The following is a 24979-nucleotide window of genomic DNA, read 5'->3' as shown; positions in this document are numbered from 1 at the left end:
TACTCGAACTGTAACGAACAAAAACGAACATATAGAGTTAGAAATAAACATTAAAGGAGGTACGATTATGAAGAATGACCTTTATTCATTAAAAGGGAAAGTGGCACTTGTCACTGGCGCAAGCCGTGGGTTAGGACAAGGAATGGCTGTTGGTCTTGCTGAAGCTGGTGCTGATGTGATTGGTGCGGGTATTAGTGACATGAGTGAAACACAATCAAAAATTGAAGCACTTGGTAGAAAATTTTATGAGTTGAAAGCTGATTTATCCGAGCCAGATGCAGCGAAACATTTAGTATTAAAAGCTGTTGAGGAAGCCGGAAAGATTGATATTTTAGTAAATAATGCTGGAATTATCCGTCGATCTGATGCAGAGAAGTTTTCGGATGAAGATTGGCATGCTGTCATAAACGTTAACTTACATTCTGTTTTCCAACTTTGTAGAGAAGTAGGCAATCACATGCTTGAAAATGGTTCTGGAAAGATTATTAATATCGCATCAATGCTATCATTCCAAGGTGGTTTACGAGTCCCAGCTTACACAGCAAGTAAGCATGCCGTAGCAGGATTGACGAAGTCACTTGCGAACGAATGGGTTAGTAAAGGAATAAATGTAAACGCTATCGCGCCGGGGTACATGGAAACAGATAACACAGAGGCATTACGTGCAAATGAAGAAAGAAATGCATTTATTACTTCACGAATCCCAAAAGGAGAATGGGGGAAGCCGGATGACTTGAAAGGACCAGTTGTATTCTTAGCGTCTGAGGCATCGAGTTATGTAAATGGACATGTGTTATGTGTTGATGGTGGATGGATGAGTTCGTAATTTAGAAAGGGGAAGATGAAAAATGGAAATAAGACATGCAACAAGCCCAGTGGGAATTAAACAACATACAACAGAGCAACTAAGAAACGAATTTTTAATTGAATCTCTATTTGTAGCTGGAGAAATCAATATGGTATATTCGCACTATGATCGAGTCATTGTAGGTGGAGTCATTCCTACAACACAAACATTAAATTTAGACGCTGGAGATGCATTAAAAACGGATTATTTTCTTGAGAGAAGAGAAATCGGTATTGTTAATATTGGGCCAAAAGGAAAAGTGGTTGTTGATGGAGAAGAGTATGAATTAAATAAACGTGATTGTTTATATGTAGGTTTAGGGAAGAAGGAAGTGACATTCCATAGTGTGGATCCAACTAACCCAGCGCGCTTTTACCTAGTATCAGCTACAGCACACAAAGAGTATCCAACGAAAGTACTTCCGATTGCAGATGCTGAACCAACAAAACTAGGGTCAGATAGTGAATCTAATAATCGTACAATTTATAAGTATATTCATGATGGTGGACTGCAAAGCTGTCAATTAATGATGGGTATGACTTTGCTTGAACCTAATAATATGTGGAACACGATGCCAGCACATGTTCACGATCGCCGTATGGAAGTCTATTTGTATTTTGATATGGATGAGGAATCAAGAGTTTTTCATTTCATGGGTGAACCAAGTGAAACTCGTCATCTCGTTGTAAAAAATGAAGATGCCATTATTTCACCACCTTGGTCGATTCATTCAGGTGTCGGTACGAAGAATTACACATTTATTTGGGCGATGGCTGGTGAAAACTACACGTTTAAGGATATGGACTTTGTGAAAATGGAAGATTTAAAGTAAAAAGAATGACAACGTTGTCATAAGATTGAGCTAGGAGGATTACATGACTAAACCATTTATTCACGATGACTTTATTTTGAATAGTGAAGCGGCAAAAATTTTATATCATGATTACGCAAAAGCGATGCCAATTTACGATTATCACTGTCATATCATTCCAAAAGAAATTGCAGAAAATCAGTCTTTTGCAAACGTATCGGAAATTTGGTTACACGGAGACCATTATAAGTGGCGGGCGATGCGAACGTTAGGGGTAGATGAGCGTCTCATAACAGGAGATGCGGATGATAAAGAAAAGTTTCAAGCATGGTCAAAAGTGGTTCCACAAACAATTGGAAATCCGCTTTATCACTGGACTCATATGGAATTGAAACGTTATTTTGACGTGGATATCTTATTAAATGAGGAATCGAGTGAGGAAATTTGGAACCATTGTAACCATATTCTACAAAGTGGATTAACGACTCAAAAAATTTTAGAGAATTTTAATGTGAAGGTTGTTTGTACGACAGATGATCCGGTTGATTCATTAGAACATCATCAAGCGATTAAACAAAATGGAGAAATTCAGACAAAAGTATTACCAGCATTCAGACCGGATAAAGCTGTTGAACTCACAAGGCCCGAATTTAATGAGTATATTGCAAAATTAGCAGAGGTTTCCGAACTAGAGATTACGAAATTTGAAGACCTTTTAAAAGCGATAGAAAAAAGAGCGCATTATTTTCATGAACATGGCTGTCGCCTTTCTGATCATGGTATCGAGACGTTGCCATTTGAGCGAGTTTCGTTTGAAGAAGCATCTCAAATATTTGATAAAGCTAAGGCAGGAGAGTCTATAGATTCATTAGAAGAGAAGAAATATAAAACATTTACCCTTCTGTTTTTAGGTAGATTGTATCGCTCTCTTGGATGGACGATGCAATTACACATTGGCGCGATCCGGAACAATAATGAGCGAATGTTTACGAAGCTTGGGCCAGACACTGGTTTTGATTCGATTCATGACTTTGATTTAGCAAAGCCACTGAATTCATTTTTAAATGAATTAGATCGAGAGAATGAATTACCTAAAACCATTATCTATAATTTAAATCCTATCCATAACTATGTGATTGCAACAGCCATTGGAAACTTCCAATCAAGTGAAGCGAATGGCAAGATTCAATTTGGTTCTGGCTGGTGGTTTAACGATCAGAAAGATGGGATGCTTAAGCAGATGACAGATCTTGCAAATCTAGGTTTATTAAGTAGCTTTGTAGGAATGTTAACAGATTCGAGAAGTTTCCTTTCTTACCCTCGTCATGAATATTTCAGAAGAGTGCTATGTGACTTAGTTGGGGGATGGGTAGAAGCTGGTGAAGCACCTCGAGATTACAAGCTATTAGGCAATATGATTCAAAATATTAGCTACAACAATGCAAATCACTACTTTGAAATGAAGTAATATACCAAAGCCCTACTCTAGGTATTGATAAAGAGTAGGGCTTTTTTATTGTAAAAAAACAATCATAATCCCTTACGGTGTAAAAATACACCATTCCCTCACTTACAGTACATAAATTTTGGATAAATGACGAACGTTAAGGTAAGAACTTATTAGTGAAGGGACTAACAACAACATGAAAAAAATCGTCATTATTGGTGGTGCGGGGACAGTTGGTAAGCAACTAGTTAAAGGGTTAAGAAAATATCATTATATCACGGTTGTTGATCAACAGAATGAGTTTGATTCAGAGATTGACTTCGTTCAAGCTGATGCTACCCATTTACAGGAACTTATGGAAAAGGTACCGAAAGCGGACGTACTTATTAACCTGTTAAATACAGAAACCAAGCATGCACTAGAAGACGTGGATATTTTTGAACAGATGACACGTATCTTTTTTAAATCTACTTATTACGTTTTATATACTGCGAATCAAAAGGATATAAAAAAGGTAATCTTTGCAAGTACGAATCATGTAACCGACTGTTATGAGGAAGAAGGAAAGTCCATTTTAGGTAGAGAAATAACAGTAAAAGACTACCCTTGCTCCAAAAGTTTATATGGGGTTTTAAAATTTGCATCTGAACAAGTAGGGTCCTTGTTTTCCAAGGAGGAAGGAATGTCAGTTATTAACATACGTATCGGTTCTGTACCAAAAGATGTGACAAGAGAAGATATAAAGAACAGTGAACGATTAAAGCATACCTTGCTAACAGATACAGATCTTGTCTCATTGTTTCAAGCTGCTATTGCATCAGATATTCCATTTGGAACTTATTACGGTGTGTCGGATAATCTTAATAAACCATGGGATATGGAAAATGCAAAAAAAGAGTTAGGGTATAAATCAGAAGAAAATACAAGCGATATTTTGTAAAAGCCGTAGAACAAGTTAAAAGAATCAATTCCTTAAAACTGTTGAGAGACCTTAACAGTTTTTTTGTATTCTGATCTAATGATTATGCATAAATGTAAGCGTTAGTAGGTTGTGTGAGAACCTAATGTAATGATTATATACGTACTGAAGAACTCCTTTTATAATCTAGAAAAATACCTGCTATGGGAGGTCATATTATAAAATGGTAACGATTTATTTAGCGGGAGATTCAACAGTTTCTAATTATGAGAAGAATAGAGCACCAAGAGCTGGTTGGGGACAAACATTACAAAATTTTATGAAAGACGAAATAATTGTACAAAATGAAGCGGCGTCAGGAAGAAGTTCAAAAAGTTTTATCGATGAAGGTCGATTAGACTTGATTGAACGAACCATTACCGAAGGGGATTATTTATTCATTCAATTTGGACATAACGACTCAAAGGTAGATAAAGAAAGGTATACAGAGCCGTATACTTCATTTAAATCTTACTTATCATTATATATTGATGTGGCAAGAAATAACCATGCCTATCCGTTACTTGTTACACCTGTACAAAGAAGAAGCTTTAACGAGTTCGGTGAACTTCAGGAAACACACGGTCGCTACCCTGAAGCAATAAGGGAATTGGCAACAACACTTGCTGTTCCAATGATCGATTTAACGAAAAAAAGCAAAGAATTATTTGATGATTTAGGACCAGAACGAACGAAAGAGCTCTTTTTATGGCTCCAACCAGCCGAGCATCCTCATTATTTAGAAGGTATTCAAGATGATACGCATTTTTCAGAAACAGGAGCTAGAACAATAGCTAAGCTTGTAGTGGAAGGGATTATAGAACTAGATTTGCCTTTAGCAAATTACATTAATATACGAGGAGGAGCATAATGTCATCAACGATCTCTAAGCTTGATATTACCATGCCAATAATTCCGAATGAAATATTCACCATAACCGATTATGGCGCAGTGGGAGATGGGGTGGTTGATAATACCGAATCCATCGCCCAAACGATTAATGCTTGCAAAAATGCAGGAGGCGGAAAAGTCATCATTCCAGCTGGTGTATGGTTAACTGGCCCGATTCAGTTAATTAGCCACTTGAATTTACATATTGAAGCGGGAGCAATCTTACTATTTAAGAAGGATTTCAACTCGTATCCTCTTATCTTATCAAGTTTTGAAGGGGAAGAAACGGTAAGGTGCCAATCTCCAATAGACGGTGAATATATACATGATATTGCGATTACAGGAAAAGGAGTGATAGATGGATCTGGTGGAGCTTGGAGACCGGTTAAGAAATTTAAAATGACTGACGTTCAGTGGAGAAAGTTGATCGAATCAGGAGGAATTGTGGATGAAGAATCAGAGATATGGTGGCCAAGTACGCAAGCTTTAGAAGGACAGAGCTTAATACAGGAACTTCAAAATAGTGGTTCAAAACGTATCAATGATTACAAGCCAATTCGAGATTATCTTCGTCCGAACTTAGTAAGTTTACGAAACTGCGAGTCTATATTAATAGATGGACCGACATTTCAACATTCACCGGCATGGTGTCTTCATCCGTGGATTTGTGAACATATAACAATAAAAAATATTACAGTGCGAAACCCTTGGTATTCGCAAAATGGTGATGGGCTAGATATTGAATCATGCCGGTATGGACTAGTTGAAAATTGTGTGTTTGATGTCGGTGATGATGCAATTTGTATTAAGTCTGGGAAAGATGAGGCAGGCAGGGAACTCGGAAAAATCTGTAGGGATATTCTGATTCGTGGGTGCCAAGTATATAGTGGACATGGTGGTTTTGTAATTGGAAGTGAGATGTCAGGTGGTGTTAAAAATATAACTGTGAGGGACTGTTCTTTTTTCGGAACAGATGTGGGATTACGGTTTAAAAGCAAGCGAGGAAGAGGAGGAGTTGTTGAAAACATTTCAATAGAGAACATTCGAATGACTAATATATCTGGCGAAGCGATTGTTTTTCATATGTATTATGAACATGAAGGGGATGAAGAAAGTTTCAAAGAGGATAAAGTTTCTATAGAAACACCGGTTTTTCGAGATATTGCTATGAAAAACATTACATGCATGGGAGCACAACAAGCAATTGTATTAAAAGGACTTCCGGAACTTCCTCTTGCAAACCTTCTATTCGAAGATGTATCCATTGTCTCCAAATTTGGAGTATTTGGCTCAGAGTGTGAAGATGTTCAATTTACCAACATAACGTTAAATGTGGAAGAGGGAGCCTTATTCAATCTTATAAATATAGTAAATGCTAATCTTAGTAATCTACAAAGCAAAAGTAAAAGCAACAAAGACATACATGTAAAAGTGTCTGGAGAGAAAACGAAAAATGTAAGATGTCTTTTGCAAAACAAGGAAAAAGTTGTTCAGATCTCAGAGGAAGTTGATCAGACGCAGGTTATATTCTAAGTAGGGGGAATAATGATGTCTATAGGTGTATTAGCTCATTTAGTTGGAAAAAAGCCATACCAAGAGCTCGCCAAAGAAGTTGCTGCATATGGATTTGGCCATGTTCAATTAGCATTATGGAAAGCAATTAATGATTACGAGTTTCAGAAAGCAGGGACATTAAATCCTGGTTTAGTTAAAGACATTTATCAAGAGTTTCAAAAGCATAATGTTTCTATTTCTGTTCTGGCTTGTTATCTCCATTTGTTTGATAAAGATGTAGAGAAGCGGAATGCGAATGTAGAAAGGTTTAAGGAACTAATAAAATATGCCTCTTTATTTCATGCACCAATAGTTGCATGTGAGGTAGGGAAAATTCAAGAGGGGGCTGCGACAGAAGAGGATAGGAAAGCATTAAAAGCCTCACTTATAGAGTTAATTGAAGAAGCAGAAAAGTGGGGAGTAATCGTTGGGATTGAACCTGCGAATGAGCATTTAATTGGTACAGCTAAACAGTTAAAAGAGTTTATAGACGAGGTTCCTTCCAATCATATAGGGGTTGTATTAGATCCAGGTAATTTACTTACAAAAGAAAATATTCATAATCAAGATACTATAATAGAAGAAGCATTTGAACTACTTGGAGATCGAATTGTTGCATGTCATGCAAAAGATCGAATTATAGACGATGCCGGAGAGATTAAGACGGTCACTCCAGGAAGAGGTTTACTAAATTATCCGCTGTTTTTTTCATTACTCCATGATGCTAAGCCAAATTGTGAGATTATTTTGGAGGCAACAAATCCAGATGAAATGATTGAAACGCGGGAATTTCTTGAACAAATAAGAGAGCAGGTTTCTACTATAAAATAATGCAACCAAGTCTATTTTCCTAATGATGCAACCTTGGAAAATAGACTTTTTGGATATTTGAACTTTACTTTAGTTTTTATGAACAAAGTATGTGCTATTATGGTATAATGCTTACATATTCTTTGAGATTTTGACAATTGTATGTCGTTTACATTCATGATTTGATTTTTTTTGATTAGTTTTTTGTAAGCCTTTACAAAAAAGGTGTTTTTAGATGGATGTAAAGCTTGGAGAAGCGTTACTAGATTAGATTCAAATGTTCGGTCTACTAAAGGGGAGGTTTCAAATGAAAAGTCAAAGTTTGCTAACGAAATTAATTGTATTTGCCAGCATTATAAGCATTATCCCCGTAGTAATAGTTGGCGTGTTCTCCTATGTGCAATCCTCTAAACATATCCAAGAAAAAGTCAATCATGAAAAGGTTCAAATTATAAGGCAGGTGCACTCAAATATTGAACAAGTGTTGATGACGATTCATCACAGTGCCACAAACACAATTGAATCTCCTCTTATGGAGGATGTTATTAGGAGACCGTTGATTGCCGAGGACTTTTCTATTTATAGAGAACTAAGACAAAACTTAAGTAATCTTAGGTCATTTGATACGAAAGTAGAAGAAGTGATTCTATTAAATTTTCAAGAGAATTGGATTGTAAACAACTCTGGGTTATCTCGATTAAGCGAACATGATGATCATGAGGCATATCTATCATATTTAAATTCTGATCATGATTCGACATGGCTATTATTGAACAACCGAGAATTTGTAGAGCCGTTTGCCTATGGGAGCTGTGAAAATACGATTAGTTTAGTAAAGAAGCTTCCAGCAAAATATAGTGAGAAATTTGGGTTAGCTTTTACCAATATACCTACATGCAGTCTAGCTGACATGATCAATGTTAATGGGCTTTCTGACGAGGTCGTCATTACAGATGAGAACTACCGCATAATTGTACATCGCAATGAGGAATTGATTGGTCAATCACTTGTTGACGCTGGGTATATAAACTCTTTAGAAAAATTTACAGAAAAGTCAGGACAGTTTAATACAGACTCTAGTGAGAATTCTTTTACGGTAACATATTACAAGTCAGATTTTAATAACTGGAATTATATTTCATTTAATTCAATAGACATGCTTACAGCTGAAAGCAAAAAAATTGGCTGGTTTACTTTTTTTATGATTACATTTATTGTTTTAACTTGTATTCTCTATATTTGGATCATTAGTAAGAAACTCTATTCACCTGTAAATAAATTAGTGAATTACATTGAAAACAATTGGCCCGATCAAGATCGAAAGAAGAAAAATGAGATAGAAATTATTGAGGAGCATATTAATGATCTTTTTTCTTCAAAGGCGAATTTAGAAAATGAGCTACGAGAACATACTCAACAAGTGAAATCGCTCTTTATTCATAATCTATTTACCGGTAATTATAAGTCCACTGAAATTGAAGAAAAACTGAATTATTTTCAACTTCAATCTGTAGTGAATAAGTGGAATGAGATGGTTATTTTTACGTTGCATATCGATTCTTTAGATAAGTCTAATTATGAATCAACGGATATTGAAAAAGTAGCTTTTGCAGTGAAAAGTATAGTAGAAGACACGATTAAAAAAGAAAATAAATTACAGTCTGTTTGGGTAGAAAAAACACTGGTCACATTGATTGGATTCCCTGGCAAAACACCGGATGATATTTCCGATACGATGTATGAATTAACCGAAACCATTCAAAGCAAAATTAAAAAAGCCTTGAATGTGTCAGTTAGCATCGGCATAAGCTTATCATTCCATGAATTGAAAGAAGCCAAAAGAGGATACAAGGAAGGCATGGAGGCATTAAAGCACCGGATGAAGCTTGGAAAAGGAGTAATTATCCATTTTAGCAGTATTAATTCAGGCAAACATACAGTTATCTTTGATTATCCGAAGCGAACAGAAGAGGAATTACTTGTCGCTGTGAAATTAGCAGATAAGGAAAAAGCAGTAGAGCAGCTGAAAATTTGGATGGAAAAAGCCTTTAAAAACACGCAATCACCTAGAGAGTATCAAATATCGATGATGCGGTTATTAAATAATTTATTAATGCTTAAACAAGAAGGTGGAGTTAGCTTTCAGCAAATAGAGGTGTTTCACGCATCCCTTTACGAAGAGTTGTTGAAATTACAAATGAAAGAAGAGATAGAACAATGGTTTCAGGATCGTTTAATCATCCCGTTAATAACGGTATTTAGTGATCGACGTGATTCCCAGTTCCAAAATTTATCGGAGAAAATCATTGACCTTATTCATCACAACTTTGACAAAGATATTACATTAGAGGAGTGTGCTGAAAAGCTTCATTATAACGCAAATTATTTAAGTAGTGTCTTTAAACAAGAAACAAATTATACTTTTAGTGAGTACTTAGCGATGTATCGCTTTAAAAAAGCAAAAGAATGGTTAACAGGCACGAATATGACAGTAAAAGAAATCGCTGATCATTTAAGATACAAAAACTCACAGAATTTTATTCGATCGTTTAAAAAACAAGAGGAAATGACACCTGGACAATATCGAGAAAAATACAAAAAAACATCATAGGCTAAATAGGAGACATCACTATAAAAGGGTGAGCAGGATAGCGCCATTTTATAGGGTGTCTCCATTTTTTAATCGTTCTAATATGTATAATCATTATATCAGGTATACGTGGATCCCTTGGTATACCTTCGTTGTAAGTGCTTACATTATGATCTTTTGATTATATACTTAACTTACTACTTAATTTAATATCAATCGTAACAACTTAATTTCATTCAATGAATTACAACGTTGTTACTTGAATTAAGTAGTGGGGGTGATTCATGGTAGTCGTAAAGAAACCGATTAAGAGAGAATTGAGCCAACTAGAATGTAGTTTTTCTTTAAAGGTTTTTTGAAAAAAGTCAGCAAATTCTTTTATTACACGGTATTATTAAAATGAAGAAGAAATTGGGGGTTTGTACATGGGTAAGTCTAATAAGTTATTTATTTTAGGTTGTATGTTTGCTTTCATACTAGTACTGCTTTCTGCTTGCAATAAAAATGAAAGCGCTTCAAGTGATGAGCCTTCTCCTGCAGAAGGAACGGATTCAGTAGAAACAGAAGAGCCTTTTGAGTTTTCAATTATGACTAATTTGCACACACCAGAAACGCCAGCTCCAAAAATTCAAGAGTTAATTGAAGAAAAAACAAATTACAAATTAGACATCCAATGGGTTCCAGACAGTAGTTATGAGGAAAGGTTAAATACTGCTTTTGCAACAGGTTCGTTTCCGGATGCGGTTCGAGTAAGTTTTGCGCAATTGAATCAGTTCAAGGATGCAATTAGAAACGATCAGTTTTGGGAAATTGGTCCTTATTTAGATCAATTTGAGTATTTAAGCAATTTAAATGAAGAAATTTTAGCGAACTCTGCTGTTGACGGTAAGCTTTATGGGGTATATCAAGGAAGACCATTATCTCGTCAAGGGATTATTTATCGTAAAGACTGGGCTGATAATCTAGGGCTTGAAGCTCCGACTACGACGGAAGAATTCATGGAAATGGTTAGAGCATTTACAGAGGATGATCCAAATGGAACAGGAAGAAACGATACGATTGGCCTTGCTGACCGTAGCGATTTAATCTATGGTGGATTTAAAACAATTGCTTCTTGGTTTGGTACTCCAAATGAATGGGGGTTAAAAGACGGTGAACTTCTTCCTGAATTTATGTTCCCTGAGTATATGGAATCATTAAAATTTTATCGTGAAATGCACTCAAACGGTTATATTAACCAAGATTTCCCTGTAACAAGTAAAGGGGATCAAACAGCGCTATTAACAAATGGGACAGCTGGTGTCTACGTTGGTTCGATGGAAGATGTAACTAGTTTAAACAATGATGCAGTCGCTCTAAATCCGGATCTAGAATTTGATGTTCAAAATTACGTTGAAGGACCTCATGGGGAATTTGGTGTATGGGCAATTCCTGGTTTTGGTGAATTAATGATGTTCCCTAAATCGTCTGTTGAATCAGAAGAGAAGCTTCTTAAAATTTTAGGTTTCTATGATCAACTAATGAATCCTGAGATTGCAAACATTTTGTACTGGGGTATTGAAGGTGAGCACTACGAAGTAAAAGATGGAAGAGCTGCAGCTATTACTGATGATCAACAAAAGATCGATAGAGAAATTCGACCTTATTTAACAATGGAAGTTGGAGAACCAGCTACGAGTGGCCGTTACTCTATTTACACAGATTATGAAGTGAGACAAAAAGCAGATCAAATGGTGTTAGAAAACAACGACTATCTTATTAATAATTTAGCACTAACATTGGATTCACCAACCTATATTCGTGATGGTGATAGACTGAAACAGATGATTGATGATGCAACTGTTCGTTATATTCTTGGCCAAACAGATGAAGCAGGTTTCGAAGCTGCGGTTGAGAACTGGAAATCACAAGGAGGAGATGCAATCATTGAGGAGTTTAATGCATCTTACGAAGAGTTAAACTAAAAACATAAAAGTGGAGGTTGTCTTGGGGATGCTAATCCTGTTAAGACAATCTCTTTTTTTTGTATGTTGGTCTGGTGCAATGTCTGGATAAAACAGCTGTGATTGAAGAGGAGAAATTAGCACATGAAATTCTCAAAGAGAGATTGAGGAATTTAAACGAGATCAATGGTATTTAACAAACGATTTAACAAACGAATACCTAATATTTGTTTCCATCTTCTATTATCATTTTTTTTGCAAGCACCTATGACTAAGTTAATGATTTTCCTACTCTTTGTTCATGAATAATCAAAATCTCCGGTTATTAGAAAAAGCTTGATAAATCCAGTGTTTTCAGTCACTTATAACGTGATGATTATAGCTGTAATTCCATATTTACATGTAGGATAAGAGTTAGAAAGCGGTTACAAAAAAACAACAATTAACAAGTGAGAAAGGAAGTTGAGTATGGAAAATAACGTCGCGTTGGAAAAATCAAATACGCCGTTACCAAAGCCTGACAAACGGGCTGAACTAATGAGACGGATTAAGAAGAATAAGTGGATTTATTTAATGATTGCACCGGGGATCTTGTATTTTTTCATTTACAAATACATTCCGATGTATGGATTGATTATTGCCTTCCAGGATTATAAGCCGTATTTAGGTATTACGGGAAGCGAGTGGGTTGGATTTCAGCATTTTGAGCGGTTGTTTACGAGTCCTGACTTTTGGATGATTTTTAGGAATACATTGGCATTATTCGGTTTACAAATACTTGTCTTTTTCCCAATCCCTATTATTATCGCTTTAATGTTAAATGAAGTGAGGAACCAAATGTTTAAACGTAGTGTTCAAACATTGATCTATATCCCACACTTTATGTCTTGGGTTGTAATTGTTTCCATTAGCTTTGTTATGTTGACGTTAGACGGTGGTATTATTAATAGCTTGTTAGAGATGATGGGGTTCCAGAAAATTAATTTCTTGATGAATCCAGACACGTTTAGACCGATGTACATTCTCCAAGTTATTTGGCGAGAAGCTGGATGGGGAACCATTATCTTCTTAGCAGCAATTGCTGCAGTTGATCCTCAACTCTATGAAGCAGCAAAAATGGATGGAGCGAATCGTTTACGTCAAGCTTGGCACATCACGCTTCCAGCAATTAGAAGTGTGATCGTCGTTCTATTAATCTTAAAAATTGGAGATGTTTTAGAGCTTGGATTTGAACACGTTTACTTATTATTAAATGCTTCAAACCGTGAAGTAGGGGAAATTTTTGACACGTATGTGTATACGGCCGGTTTAAAACAAGGTCAATTTAGTTATGCAACGGCGGTAGGATTTTTCAAGGGAATCGTCGGGTTAATCCTTGTAGTCTTTGCTAACTGGTTAGCGAAGAGGGCTGGTGAGGAAGGTGTTTATTAAATAATTTATATCATATAGTCAGTTACTTCAGATTGAAGGAGATCACTATACACGAATGTGACATTTGAGGAGGAACAATCATGGTTGGAGACAAGTCATTAGGCAGCCGCTTATTTAACATTACAAATATTACACTTCTTGCGATTATTGCATTGCTTTGTGTTTTACCATTTATTCATGTTTTAGCAGCATCATTTACAACAAGTGCTGAATTGGCTGAAAAAAGGTTCGTTTTAATTCCGACAGTATGGAGTTTAGATGCGTATCGTTACATCTTTTCAACAGATACGGTTATGCGAGCCATGATGATTTCTATTGGGGTTACCGTAGGAGGAACGGTCTTTAGTATGCTCCTCTCCACTTTAACAGCTTACGGTCTTTCACGTAAAGATTTAGTAGGAAGACGATTTATCATGTTTTTTATCGTATTTACAATGTTATTTAATGGGGGAATGATCCCAACATTCTTAGTAGTACAACAAACCGGTTTATTGAATTCACTTGCAGCCTTAGTTGTTCCAGTTGCAATTAATGCTTTTAATATGATTATCTTAAAAAGTTTCTTCCAAAACCTCCCTGACGGATTAGAAGAGTCAGCTAAGATTGATGGGTGTAGTGATTTTGGGATCTTATTCCGAATTGTCATTCCATGTTCAATGCCTGCCATTGCGACGATTTCTTTGTTCTATGCTGTAACCTATTGGAACACATATATGCACGCAATCTTGTATTTAAGTGACTCATCGAAATGGCCAGTTCAAGTACTTTTGCGACAAATCGTTGTACTTGCAAGTGGACTTAATTATGACGGGGCAGAATTTACAGATGTTCCGCCGCCGGAGATCACAATAAAAATGGCTGTTATCGTAGTCGCAACTATTCCAGTCTTAATGGTTTATCCTTTCTTACAAAAATACTTTGCAAAAGGTGCATTAATCGGTTCGATGAAAGGGTAAGATCTGTCATGTGAAAATATTCATAGAGTAGGTGAATGAATGGTTCAAAATACAAAGGACTTTGCTAGTGTCTTAGAAAAGTTGGACGATCAATATGATGGGTTCTTCCGTTGGCTTGCTGGTCAATATGATCCTTCGACAGGAGGATTTTATTACGCTAGAAGTTCGATCAATGATCATTATTTTAGTCCTGATATTGAATCAACTGCACAAGCGTTAAACATTTTAATACGGAATAACCTCATAGATGACATGCCAAAACAGATGAGAACACAAATGATCCGCTTTTTTCAATCAAAGCAAAAGGAAGACTCAGGTTTTTTTTACGATGATCATCCATCTATGAAGAAAGATGAAGTTATGGTTCATCGTGCGATCAATTATTCAGTAAATTCGTTAGAAAGATTAGGTGGTAACGCACTTTTTCCTTTACCACTTGAAGCAAAAAGTGCACCTGATTATGTAAAGTCACCTGAGGAGTATTTAAAAAAATGGCGCAGTATTGACTTGAGCAATAGTTGGAGAGGCTGTGATTTGCTTGCAACATCTTGCGTGTATTTGGGAGAAATGACAGAAGAGGAGTGCGCCCCTTTTTTACAGGAGGCTGAAAATTATTTAGCTTCCATTCAAGATCCAGAAACAGGACTATGGGGCGGAGGAAGTCTATACGTTCGCATTTCGGGAACATTTAAACTTCATACTTTTTATAGTAAGTTCCAAATTCCAATGCCAAATCCAGATCGAATCTATCAAAGTATTCTTACATGCTTGAAAACGGAAGAAGCTATCGATATGTGCTATATTCGAAATCCTATTGATCTGCTCTCCTATATCGATATCTCGATTCCAAAGCATGAATTGCTCGATATATTAGAAATAACAGCGGCCAATATTAGTAAATTAAAGAGAGAAGATGGCGGATTTTCAAGGGAAATGGAGCATTCGCCACCTGCTCCCAATGTGGCCCAAGTAAAAAAGGGAGAATACTATCCAAACATGCCTGAGCCCGTTTGTTTAGGTAAGGGATTGTATGAGGGAGATATGAATGCAAGTACACAAGCAACGTTGATTCGACTGAAATGTTATAGCCTTGCAGGACTAAAAAGCAAACCAATTAAAGGTTTTCAGGAATTTTATAAACTTCTATAAGTGAGAGAAGTGTTGCAAGAAAATGAGATTACTAAAAATGCCTAAAGAAAAACGGCTGTCGGAGCAAGCGGTTATAACGCTTGTGAACCATACAATTTTTCAGTTTGGCAATTCGTTATCACTTATTTTTATCAACCTGTATTTATGGCGGTTAACCGAAAGCCTACTGATTAATGGACTGTTTAATTTAACAGCTATTCTCTCTCAAGCAGTAGCAACGATACTTATTGGTAAGATGGCCAAACAAAAAGGACATTTAGCGATCTATCGTTATGGGATTTTCTTAACGGCTTTCTTTTACCTCTGTATCGTTGTTACACAAGAAAACATGGTTCAGTATTTTTACTTATTTGCCTTAGTTAGAGGGATTTCTCAGGCCGCTTATTGGCTAAGTTATTTTACATTAGCGCATGAAGTATCACACAATTTAAATCGGCATCGATATCTTGGTTGGAACCAAATGTTAATGGGTCTAGCTAATCTGGTAGGTCCGGCGGCGGCTGGCTTTGTCATCACTTTGTATACAGAGCTAACCGGCTATATCATTGTTTTTTCCATTGCTTTTTTAATGTTTATCATTGCCACGATTGGAAGCTTTCGAATTAAGAAAGTGCATTCTCACCATAAAGAGTATTACATGAAGTATTTAAAGTTAGTAGTAAAGAAAAAGCCGAACTTTCAAAAGGCTCTATTTGGCTGGTTTATTATTGGATTCCCACAAGGGATTCTCATGTATATTCCACCGATTTTACTTTTTACGATTTTTCCAGATGAGAGCTTTGTAGGGTACATGAATGTTTTGTTTTTAAGCTTGTCAATTGTAGCTAGTTATGCAATTTCTCGTTTTGCAAATATTGATTCTACGAAAATATATTTATTAGTTGCAGCAATAGGGATGCTTATTTCAGCTACTTTCTTAATTTGGGAGATTTCTATTTGGACCGTTGTTTTATTTATGGCAATTAGTTCTATTTTTAAGCCGCTTCAAGGAAACACATATGCTGCGTACTATTTTACATGGCTAGATAAAATACCTTTAAAGGAAAATTTCCGTGTGGAATCAGTCGTGTTGAGGGAAGCCATTATTAATATTGGTAGGGGACTAGGGATTGTAATCTTTATGGTTTTTTCAACCGAGATTAATCCGGCTACAATACCTTGGATACTAGTCTTTGTTATGGCTATTCAATTAATCATTCCTCTATTAGCAAAAGATCAATAGAAAGGGGCGTTTCAGGTGGCAGAAATTGGAGAGTGGGAAGTAGTCGATGCGAAGATTAAGAGAAAGATTCATCAACCAGGAAAACAAATCATGATGATGGAAGTAGAATTTGAATTAGGAGGGGTAGGTGCTGAGCATAGTCATCCGCATGAGCAATTTACGTATGTTTTAGCAGGAACATTTGATTTTCATGTTGATGGGAAAAGAGTGTTAGTGAAAGAGGGAGAAACACTTTATATACCGAGTAATGCTGTTCATGGTGTAACCGCACTTGAGGCAGGGACTTTGTTAGATACATTTACTCCACTGAGGGAAGATCTATTGAAATAATCGTTAGTGAAGGAGGCTATGTTTGCATGAGAGACATTACAGAATTTGGCGCCAAAGGTGATGGTGTCACGGATAATACGAAGGCAATTGCTGCAACGATCGCAGCTTGCTCTGAAGATGGGGGAGGGACAGTCAGAATTCCAGCTGGAACATACCTTACAGGGCCGATTGTACTAAAAAGCAATATGACCTTATTTATAGAAGCAGGTGCCCTCGTATTATTTCGGAATGATTTTGATGCGTATTATCCGGTAGAAACAAGGTGGTCTGGCTATGAATGCTACGGGTTTTCACCGCTTATCTATGGAAATGGACTTGAAAATGTATCAATAAAAGGAGAAGGTTGTTTTGACGGGCAAGGATCAGCTTGGTGGGACATTTATCACTTAATTAAAAAAGGAAAATCGTTTGAAACAGCTGTAACGAAAAAGCTCGCTAAGTTAAATGAAGAAAAGCTACGCATGAAAACAAATTTAGTTGAGTGGAACACACAATTTTTACGACCACCATTGTTGCAGCTCTTCAATTGCCATGGTGTAACAATTGAAGGTATAACGTTCCAAAATTCGCCATTTTGGAACACACATCTCGTTTATTGTGATCATGTAAACGTACGAGGGGTAACGTTTAAAAACCCTTCTGATACACCAAATGGTGATGGCTTTGATCTTGATTCTTGTTCCAATGTTCGTGTGTCGGATTGTCATTTTGATGTTGGGGATGATTGCTTATGTTTGAAATCTGGAATTAATGAAGATGGCAGAAGAGTGGGAAGACCGACAGAGAATGTAACTGTAACAAACTGTACGATGTCCCGAGGTCATGGAGGTGTTGTTTTCGGAAGTGAAAACTCTGGTGGAATACGGAACATAACGGTTTCTAACTGTGTATTTATCGGAACAGACCGTGGCATTAGGATTAAAACGAATCGGGCTAGAGGTGCTTACATTGAGAACATTTTAATTAATAACATATATATGCAAGATGTCTTTTGTCCACTAGCTATAAATTCTTTTTATCGATATGGAATTGATGAGGATGATCCACTAATGACTTGCGCTAAGGCAATCCCTGTAACAGAAAAAACACCAAGAGTAAAAAATATTCAAATTAGTAATGTAACAGCAAAAAACTGTTTGGCTGCTGCCGGTTTCATTTACGGCCTACCTGAATTGCCAATTGAAGATGTTTCAATACGACATATGAAAGTTGAAATGACAATGGATGCAAACGAGGTAGGTGGTGAACCGGACATGGTGAAAGAAGAAGTAATCATGGCTGGGGAAGGGATTTTTTGCAAACATGTTCGTGGAATTGAATTTCATCAAGTACAAGTTGAGACACGTCAAGGACCTGCTGTGATTGTTGAGCAAGGAGAAGATGTTGAGCTTAATCATGTTGGGATGAAAAAGTCGCATGTTAACACACCTGTAGTCAAATTGACTAAGGTGGATGATGTATATATTTTCGGACGTCAAGCAGCAAAGATGAAAGAAGCTTATGCAGACTTTGTAGATAGCAACAGTGAAGAAGTGACGTTTGCAGGTAACTAATATTCATAGCTTACTTTGTTGGAGGTAGTGGTGATGTGGTCTCCTAATCCATTTTTACAGAAGCTATACGAAGATACGGTACAAACACATGTTGTAGATACGAGAAGAAATAGAGAACATATAAAGGACTTTTTGATAGAGGCGTTAGGTGATTTTACGAGCCTTGAAGGAGAGTTGCAACCACAGATCATTGAGAGGGTTGAATACGATACCTATGAGAGAATACGTCTTGAAATGCAAACTTGTCAATCTCTCAAAATGCCTGTATATGTGCTAATACCTAAAATGAGATCGGCATCTCCACTTCCCGCCGTTCTTGCTATTCATGGTCATGGCTATGGAAGCAAGGAAGTTGTAGGACTCTATCCAGGCGGGCTTCCTAATTTAGGGGTTCCAGGTATTCATAAAAATTTTGCAATTGAGTTAGTCCAAAGAGGAGTGATTGTCGTTGCTCCAGAGCTATTAGGATTTGGTGATAGAAAGCTTGCCGCCACGGATTCGACTACTGATAACTCATGCTTTGAACTAGCAAGCCAACTCCTATTACATGGGAAAACACTCGCTGGACTTAGAGTATATGAGTGTACGAGAGTATTAGATTACTTAAATGGATTGCCCGACATTGATAACGATAAAATTGGATGCATGGGGTTTTCCGGTGGGGGACTGATTGCAGCATTTACTTCTGCAATCGATGAGAGGATCAAAGCTACGGTGATTAGTGGATATGCAAACACGTTTAAAGACAGCATTATGGCTAGGAGACATTGTCTTGATAATTATTTACCTGGCATATTACAAAACGCCGAACTGCCAGATTTAATTGGCTTAATTGCACCAAGGTCGTTATGTATTGAGTCAGGGATCAATGATCACCTCTTCCCGTTTCATGGAGTACAGGAAGCCGTACACAAACTTAAAAAAATCTATAAATCACAAAATGCAAAAGATGCTTTTACTTATGATGTTTTTGAAGGTGGGCATGAAGTAAGTGGCAGCAAATCATTTAATTGGTTAGTAAGTGCTCTCATACAAAATGAAGATTGAAACAGTTAAGGGGGAAAAGAATGGATGTTTTTAGAAACCCGATTTTACCAGGATGTTATCCTGATCCTTCTATTTGTAGAGCAGGGAATGATTTTTATTTAGTAACATCGAGCTTTGAGTATTTTCCTGGTGTACCGATTTTTCACAGCAAAGATTTAGTTAACTGGCGACAAATTGGTCATGTGCTGGATCGGCCTTCCCAGTTAAATTTGGATGATACGCCTTGTTCTAAGGGCATATACGCACCAACCATTCGCTATCATGATGGGGTGTTTTATATGATCACAACCTTCGTCGTTAGTAAAACAGGTGCAAGAAGAAATTTCTATGTAACCGCAACAGATCCATCGGGACCTTGGTCCGACCCAAATTGGCTTGAAGGTGCACCTGGTATTGATCCATCTTTATTCTTTGATGATGATGGCAAAGTTTATTTTACGGCTAATCGTGTTCCACCAAGCGGACAGGAATATGCAAAACATATGGAAATCTACCTACAAGAGTTGGATTTAGAGATGAAACAATTGGTTGGACCGAGAGTGAGTTTATGGGATGGAGCCTTAAAGCAAATTCATGCCCAAGAAGCTCCACACTTGTATAAAATACGTGGCATGTACTACCTCATAATTGCAGAAGGTGGAACCGGATTCACTCACTCTGTCACGATTGCTAGAAGTGAAAAGGTAACGGGTCCATATGAAGTATGTAAAACCAATCCGATACTAACGCATCGACATTTGGGAAAAAACGCTTCGATTATCAATGTTGGCCATGCAGATATTGTGCAAACCCAAACAGGAGAGTGGTGGATGGTTTGCCTCGGATCACGACCATATGGAGGAGACTTTAGCAACTTAGGTAGAGAGACCTTTCTTGTTCCATTCATTTGGGAAGATGATTGGCCTGTTGTGAACCCTGGAAAAGGCGTGATTGAAAAAGAGATGAAAAGACCGAATTTAGCTCTGCATCGATGGTCAACGACACCGGCATGCGATCATTTCGATTCAAACCAATTAAGTGATCAATGGAACCTCATCCGGACACCTAGGGGGGAAATTTATTCTCTTACGGAAAGACCAGGGTATTTACGACTTAAGGTTAGACCTCAAGTAATTACGGAAGAAGTGAATCCTAGCTTTATTGGCAGACGTCAGCAACATGCTGATTTTGCTGTAAGAACCGTTATGGATTTCTATCCTGAAGCAGATAGTGAATCAGCTGGTCTTGTTTTGCTACAAAATAGCGATTTTCAAATTAGGATGGAATATACACAAATGAATGACCACTCTGTTATTCGTTTGCTAAAACGAGTAGCAGGTGAGGATGAGACTTGGTCAGTTCAAGAAGTAGAGACCAAACGATTGTTTTTGAAGGTTGAGGCGTATAACCAGAGTTACCACTTTTATTATGCTATAGAGCCGGAAAAGTGGCATGTACTATATGAAGACGTTGATGGGCGAATTTTAAGTACGGAAGTTGCAGGCGGATTTACAGGTTCGTACATTGGGATGTATGCAAGCAGCAACGGAACAGAGAGCCAAAACGTTGCTGACTTTGATTATTTTGAATATGTAGGTCTTTCTTAAATAATAAACAAAATTTTAGGAGGAATGAACAATGGCAAATCAAGTAGCGGTTAATGGAAAGAGCGCATTAGAATGGGCACAAAGAGCAAGTGAAAGTTTAATGAGTCAATATGAACCAATCAAGCTTCCACCAGCAGATAGATGGCATTATCATCAAGGCGTTTTCTTGTGTGGTGTTCATAGTGTTTGGCAAGAAACAAGGAATGAAGATTACTTCTATTATTTCAAGGAATATGTTGATAAGCTTGTTGATGAACAAGGGAACTTTTACTTTGCTAGAGATGAGCTAGATGCCATTCAACCGGGGTTACTACTTCTACCATTATATAATCAAACGGGAGAAGAACGTTATAAAATAGCAGCTACTAAGCTTCGTAATCTTCTAAATACAATTAACAAAACAAAAGAAGGCGGGTTTTGGCATAAAGATAAGTACCCTTATCAAATGTGGCTTGATGGGCTCTATATGGCAGGACCTTTTACATTGCAGTATGGTCAGCAGTTTAATGAGCCAGAATTAGTAGATTTAGTTTTATATCAAGAACAGTTAATGAGAAAGAACACAAGGGATGAAAAAACAGGTCTTTATTTCCATGGATGGGATGAAAGTGGTCAGACACCCTGGCATGTTCCAGGTTCTAATACAGCACCTGAAATTTGGGGACGTTCATTAGGTTGGTATGGGTTAGCGGTAGTAGACATGATTGGTATGCTCCCTGATGACCATCCGAAGAAAGCAGAGTTGATCGAAGTCATTCAAAATCTGGTTGAAAACTTGGTTCGTTATCAAGATGAGAAGACAGGGTTATGGTATCAAATCATTGATAAAGGCCATCTTGAAGATAACTGGTTAGAAAGCTCTTGCTCAAGCTTGTTTGTTTATACGATTGCTAAGGCTGTTAACCAGGGCTACATCGATGCTAAGTATTTTCAAAATGCCCAAAAAGGCTATGAAGGAATTATTCAACATTCAATTCGTGTAGATGAGGAAGATCAAGTTACTTTAACTGGGATTTGCATTGGAACATCAATCGGAGTGTATGATTATTATGTTGGGCGCGAAACGAGTGAAAATGACTTGCACGGGGTAGGGGCATTTATCTTAGCAAGTATGCAAATGTATCAACATGAATCAAAGTAGAAAATCAGCACCTTTCTTCTAATTAATTACTAGTAGAGAGCACAAAAAATAGCTCTCTACTAGTAGATGACTAATGATATAGTTAAGATAGCTCATTAAAGGAAGGAAGGGAAATATAAATGAAGGTTTTAGGAAAGATTATTTTTCTATTTACATGTTTAATGATGATCATTGGTTGCAATAGCAATGAAGAAAACTATAAAGTACTTTTTTTCTCTGATATGCCGGAATCAGTTCATGAAAATATAGAGACACTCGTCAATGAGGCTATTGATATTGAAAGGGCTGATTTAGAATTATTGATGTTTCCGGTAACATATGAAAGATTAGTTGTTGAAATTGCAGGACATAACGGTGATCTTCTATTTTTGAAGGAAGAGCTTATGTCAGCGGCGTATGATCCAGTTGGACTCATTCCATTAGATGAAGTAATTGATCAAGCTACGTTTGATCAGATTCCAAATGATTATAAAAATGTTCATGAAGAAACAGGGAAAACGCATGTTCATGCATTACCAATTAATAATGAATCTCCGTTTTTAAAGAGATTAGGAGTAACACTAGACGAGCCTTTGGTGGCTATTATACCTATTTACAGTGAAAATAAAGCGTTTTCAAAAGAGCTGCTTCGATATATAATAGAGACAAACTAGTTTGCTAGAAAGAAAGGAGGAAACATGATGGAAATGAACGGATTTATGGGCAGCTTTTATCGAGCGAGCGTATTTATTTCGAGGCTGGCCTATATTAATATACTCTGGATCATGTTTACCTTAATGGGATTAGTTATTTTTGGATTTATGCCAGCAACAGTTGCGATGTTTGCTGTTACGAGAAAATGGATCAATGGTTCAGGAGATTTTCCGCTTTTTAGAACGTTTTGGGGCTATTATAAATCAGAAATCGTTAAGTCGAACGTATTTGGAGTTTTCTTTGTTTTTATTGGTTATATTCTCTATATGAATTTTATCCTAGTGCCGGAACAAGTGCTTTGGATGACGGTATTAAGATATATTTTCCTTGTTATTAGCATAGTATATCTTATTACATTGCTCACTTTTTTCCCAACGTATGTTCAACTCAATTTAAAAGGAACTAATTACCTAAAGACATCGTTATTGCTAGGTCTAGCTTATCCTCAATATGTTGTTTTAATGGTTGCTGGAATTGTAGGAATACAGTGGGTAATGATGTTCCTTCCAGGGTTAATTCCATTTTTTGCAGCTAGTTTAATTTGCTATGTATTGACGTGGGTTATGAATATTGTCTTTAAAAATGTTGAGAAAAAGAATCAACAGTATGAAGAGGAACAAGCTGCAAGAGAAGTAGAGGTTATATAGTTTGATAAGGGTGATTCATGTAATAGAATTCACCCTTTATAAAAAATAATAATAACAACGTTGTTAAGGGGTGAGAAAATGAATAGAATTGTTGTTTGTGGACTAAGCAATCGAGCGATGCAAATGTTTATTAAACCCATATTAACGAAATATTCACAAGAAAATGAGATCGTTGGCTTATTAGATTTAGATGAAAAACGAGTAGAACTCCTCTATGAGATGTTTCCAGAATTAGCGAGTGTTCCTAGCTACAGACCTGAGCAATTTCCTGAAATGATTGCTCAAACAGAAGCAACTACAGTAATTGTTACGAGTCGCGATGATACACATGTTGATTATATTTTACAAGGTCTCAAATTTGATTTAGATATTATATGTGAAAAGCCAATGGTTATTACTAGTCATGATGCGAGACGAGTTATGGAAGCTGAAAAGACCAGTCAGGGGAAGGTAACTGTAGCTTTTAATTATCGTTATAATCCATTTCACCGAAAAATAAAAGAGCTAATTCTAGAAGGGAAAATTGGAAAGGTTACATCTATTGATTTGAATTGGTATATCGATACGTATCATGGAGCGAGTTATTTTAAAAGGTGGAATAGAATGAGGAAGCATTCGGGAGGGTTATCTGTTCATAAATCTACTCATCATTTTGATTTAGTGAATTGGTGGATTGATCAAAAGCCGGTCGAGGTCTTTGCATACGGCGATTTACATTACTATGGAAAAAATGGAGAAGAAAACCCAAGTCAAATTGATAACCGCTACTGTGGTACATGTAAAGAGAAGTTAATATGTAATTACTATAATCGCTGGAACAACCGCACGAATTCAGTAAAAGTGAAAGACAACCATATAAAAGCAGGTGTGGAAGAAAAGTATACGAACTATCGGCCTGATGCATGTATTTTCGATCATGAAATTGAAATTGAAGATACATATGTGGCCACAGTGAAATACGATCAAGGTGCTTTGTTAAGCTACTCAATTAACTTTTCATTGCCTTATGAAGGATATCGACTAGCTGTAAATGGAACAAAGGGAAGGATTGAAACACAGGAATTTCACGAACTTAGTCGGATCCCCTTCCCAGTTCCAGAGCAAACGATTGATTACTTTCCTTTGTTCGGGTCAAAGGAAAGCATCCATGTTGTCCAAAATGAGGGCGGTCATGGTGGGGGGGATCCATTGATCCAAGAAGATCTCTTTCTAGGAATAGATCCTCATAGATCATATGAAATCTTAGCAGGCTCTGAAGCTGGAGCTTATTCCATTGCTGTTGGTGAAGGAGTATGGAAATCTAGCAAGCAGAATCAACCGATTCGAATTGATCAATTACTAGAAAACTATATATATGAATAAGTTTAGAATTC

General features: G+C 36.8%; 21 protein-coding genes. All 21 read left to right on the top strand.

All coding sequences use genetic code 11. The annotated features are described in order from the left end of the window. Positions 1 to 67 precede the first annotated feature (67 nt). The 21 genes from kduD (at position 68) to LQ50_RS10070 (ending at position 24968) form a co-directional block, all read left to right on the top strand. Positions 68 to 826 (top strand): 2-dehydro-3-deoxy-D-gluconate 5-dehydrogenase KduD, encoded by a 759-nt coding sequence (kduD, locus tag LQ50_RS10170; RefSeq protein ID WP_034628820.1) that lies wholly within the window; start codon positions 68 to 70, stop codon positions 824 to 826. A 22-nt stretch (positions 827 to 848) separates the two neighbouring features. Further along, positions 849 to 1679 carry a 5-dehydro-4-deoxy-D-glucuronate isomerase gene (gene kduI, locus LQ50_RS10165; RefSeq protein ID WP_034628819.1) on the top strand — a complete coding sequence of 277 codons (831 nt, stop codon included), beginning with the start codon at positions 849 to 851 and terminating at the stop codon, positions 1677 to 1679. 43 nt (positions 1680 to 1722) lie between these two features. Continuing rightward, positions 1723 to 3126, top strand: coding sequence for a glucuronate isomerase (gene uxaC / locus LQ50_RS10160; RefSeq protein ID WP_034628817.1), 1404 nt, complete (start codon positions 1723 to 1725; stop codon positions 3124 to 3126). Between the two features lie 175 nt (positions 3127 to 3301). Next, positions 3302 to 4045, top strand: a complete 744-nt coding sequence (locus tag LQ50_RS10155; protein ID WP_034628815.1) for an NAD-dependent epimerase/dehydratase family protein — start codon at positions 3302 to 3304, stop codon at positions 4043 to 4045. Positions 4046 to 4247: 202 nt separating this feature from the next. Continuing rightward, positions 4248 to 4934, top strand: a complete 687-nt coding sequence (locus LQ50_RS10150; protein ID WP_034628814.1) for a rhamnogalacturonan acetylesterase — start codon at positions 4248 to 4250, stop codon at positions 4932 to 4934. After that, positions 4934 to 6487, top strand: a complete 1554-nt coding sequence (locus LQ50_RS10145) for a glycoside hydrolase family 28 protein (protein WP_034628812.1) — start codon at positions 4934 to 4936, stop codon at positions 6485 to 6487. Before LQ50_RS10150 ends, LQ50_RS10145 begins: the two co-directional genes overlap by 1 nt. Positions 6488 to 6502: 15 nt before the next feature. Further along, the gene (locus LQ50_RS10140) at positions 6503 to 7339 is read left to right on the top strand and encodes a sugar phosphate isomerase/epimerase family protein (protein WP_034628811.1); all 837 of its coding nucleotides are present in this window, start codon (positions 6503 to 6505) and stop codon (positions 7337 to 7339) included. A gap of 286 nt (positions 7340 to 7625) precedes the next feature. Continuing rightward, complete coding sequence (locus tag LQ50_RS10135) at positions 7626 to 9929, top strand: AraC family transcriptional regulator (RefSeq protein ID WP_034628809.1); 2304 nt, start codon at positions 7626 to 7628, stop codon at positions 9927 to 9929. 404 nt (positions 9930 to 10333) lie between these two features. After that, a complete protein-coding gene (locus LQ50_RS10130; protein ID WP_084138717.1) occupies positions 10334 to 11872 on the top strand; it encodes an extracellular solute-binding protein in 1539 nt (512 codons plus the stop codon). 516 nt (positions 11873 to 12388) lie between these two features. After that, positions 12389 to 13282 (top strand): ABC transporter permease, encoded by an 894-nt coding sequence (locus LQ50_RS10125; protein WP_373279189.1) that lies wholly within the window; start codon positions 12389 to 12391, stop codon positions 13280 to 13282. An 80-nt stretch (positions 13283 to 13362) separates the two neighbouring features. Continuing rightward, positions 13363 to 14238 carry a carbohydrate ABC transporter permease gene (locus LQ50_RS10120; protein WP_034628805.1) on the top strand — a complete coding sequence of 292 codons (876 nt, stop codon included), beginning with the start codon at positions 13363 to 13365 and terminating at the stop codon, positions 14236 to 14238. Positions 14239 to 14277: 39 nt separating this feature from the next. After that, positions 14278 to 15387 carry a prenyltransferase/squalene oxidase repeat-containing protein gene (locus tag LQ50_RS10115; RefSeq protein ID WP_034628803.1) on the top strand — a complete coding sequence of 370 codons (1110 nt, stop codon included), beginning with the start codon at positions 14278 to 14280 and terminating at the stop codon, positions 15385 to 15387. A 22-nt stretch (positions 15388 to 15409) separates the two neighbouring features. After that, on the top strand, positions 15410 to 16609 hold the full coding sequence (locus LQ50_RS10110) for an MFS transporter (protein WP_052144685.1): 1200 nt from the start codon (positions 15410 to 15412) through the stop codon (positions 16607 to 16609). Positions 16610 to 16624: 15 nt separating this feature from the next. Beyond that, complete coding sequence (locus LQ50_RS10105; RefSeq protein WP_034628800.1) at positions 16625 to 16939, top strand: cupin domain-containing protein; 315 nt, start codon at positions 16625 to 16627, stop codon at positions 16937 to 16939. A gap of 26 nt (positions 16940 to 16965) precedes the next feature. Further along, positions 16966 to 18492, top strand: coding sequence for a glycoside hydrolase family 28 protein (locus tag LQ50_RS10100; protein WP_052144684.1), 1527 nt, complete (start codon positions 16966 to 16968; stop codon positions 18490 to 18492). Positions 18493 to 18525: 33 nt separating this feature from the next. Further along, a complete protein-coding gene (locus tag LQ50_RS10095; protein WP_034628798.1) occupies positions 18526 to 19539 on the top strand; it encodes a dienelactone hydrolase family protein in 1014 nt (337 codons plus the stop codon). A 20-nt stretch (positions 19540 to 19559) separates the two neighbouring features. Beyond that, complete coding sequence (locus LQ50_RS10090) at positions 19560 to 21125, top strand: glycoside hydrolase family 43 protein (RefSeq protein ID WP_034628797.1); 1566 nt, start codon at positions 19560 to 19562, stop codon at positions 21123 to 21125. A 31-nt stretch (positions 21126 to 21156) separates the two neighbouring features. Then, complete coding sequence (locus LQ50_RS10085) at positions 21157 to 22266, top strand: glycoside hydrolase family 88/105 protein (protein WP_034628795.1); 1110 nt, start codon at positions 21157 to 21159, stop codon at positions 22264 to 22266. A 119-nt stretch (positions 22267 to 22385) separates the two neighbouring features. Continuing rightward, a complete protein-coding gene (locus tag LQ50_RS10080; RefSeq protein ID WP_034628794.1) occupies positions 22386 to 22919 on the top strand; it encodes a hypothetical protein in 534 nt (177 codons plus the stop codon). A 27-nt stretch (positions 22920 to 22946) separates the two neighbouring features. Next, positions 22947 to 23606 (top strand): YesL family protein, encoded by a 660-nt coding sequence (locus LQ50_RS10075; RefSeq protein ID WP_034628789.1) that lies wholly within the window; start codon positions 22947 to 22949, stop codon positions 23604 to 23606. Positions 23607 to 23684: 78 nt separating this feature from the next. Further along, the gene (locus tag LQ50_RS10070; RefSeq protein WP_034628788.1) at positions 23685 to 24968 is read left to right on the top strand and encodes a Gfo/Idh/MocA family protein; all 1284 of its coding nucleotides are present in this window, start codon (positions 23685 to 23687) and stop codon (positions 24966 to 24968) included. Positions 24969 to 24979: the final 11 nt, after the last annotated feature.

Origin of the sequence: Halalkalibacter okhensis (genome assembly GCF_000787375.1) — a bacterium.
In the GTDB taxonomy this organism is placed as follows: domain Bacteria; phylum Bacillota; class Bacilli; order Bacillales; family Bacillaceae_D; genus Halalkalibacter; species Halalkalibacter okhensis.
The sequence above is the reverse complement of the archived record's forward strand: the minus strand, read 5'-3'. Positions and strand labels throughout refer to the sequence as shown.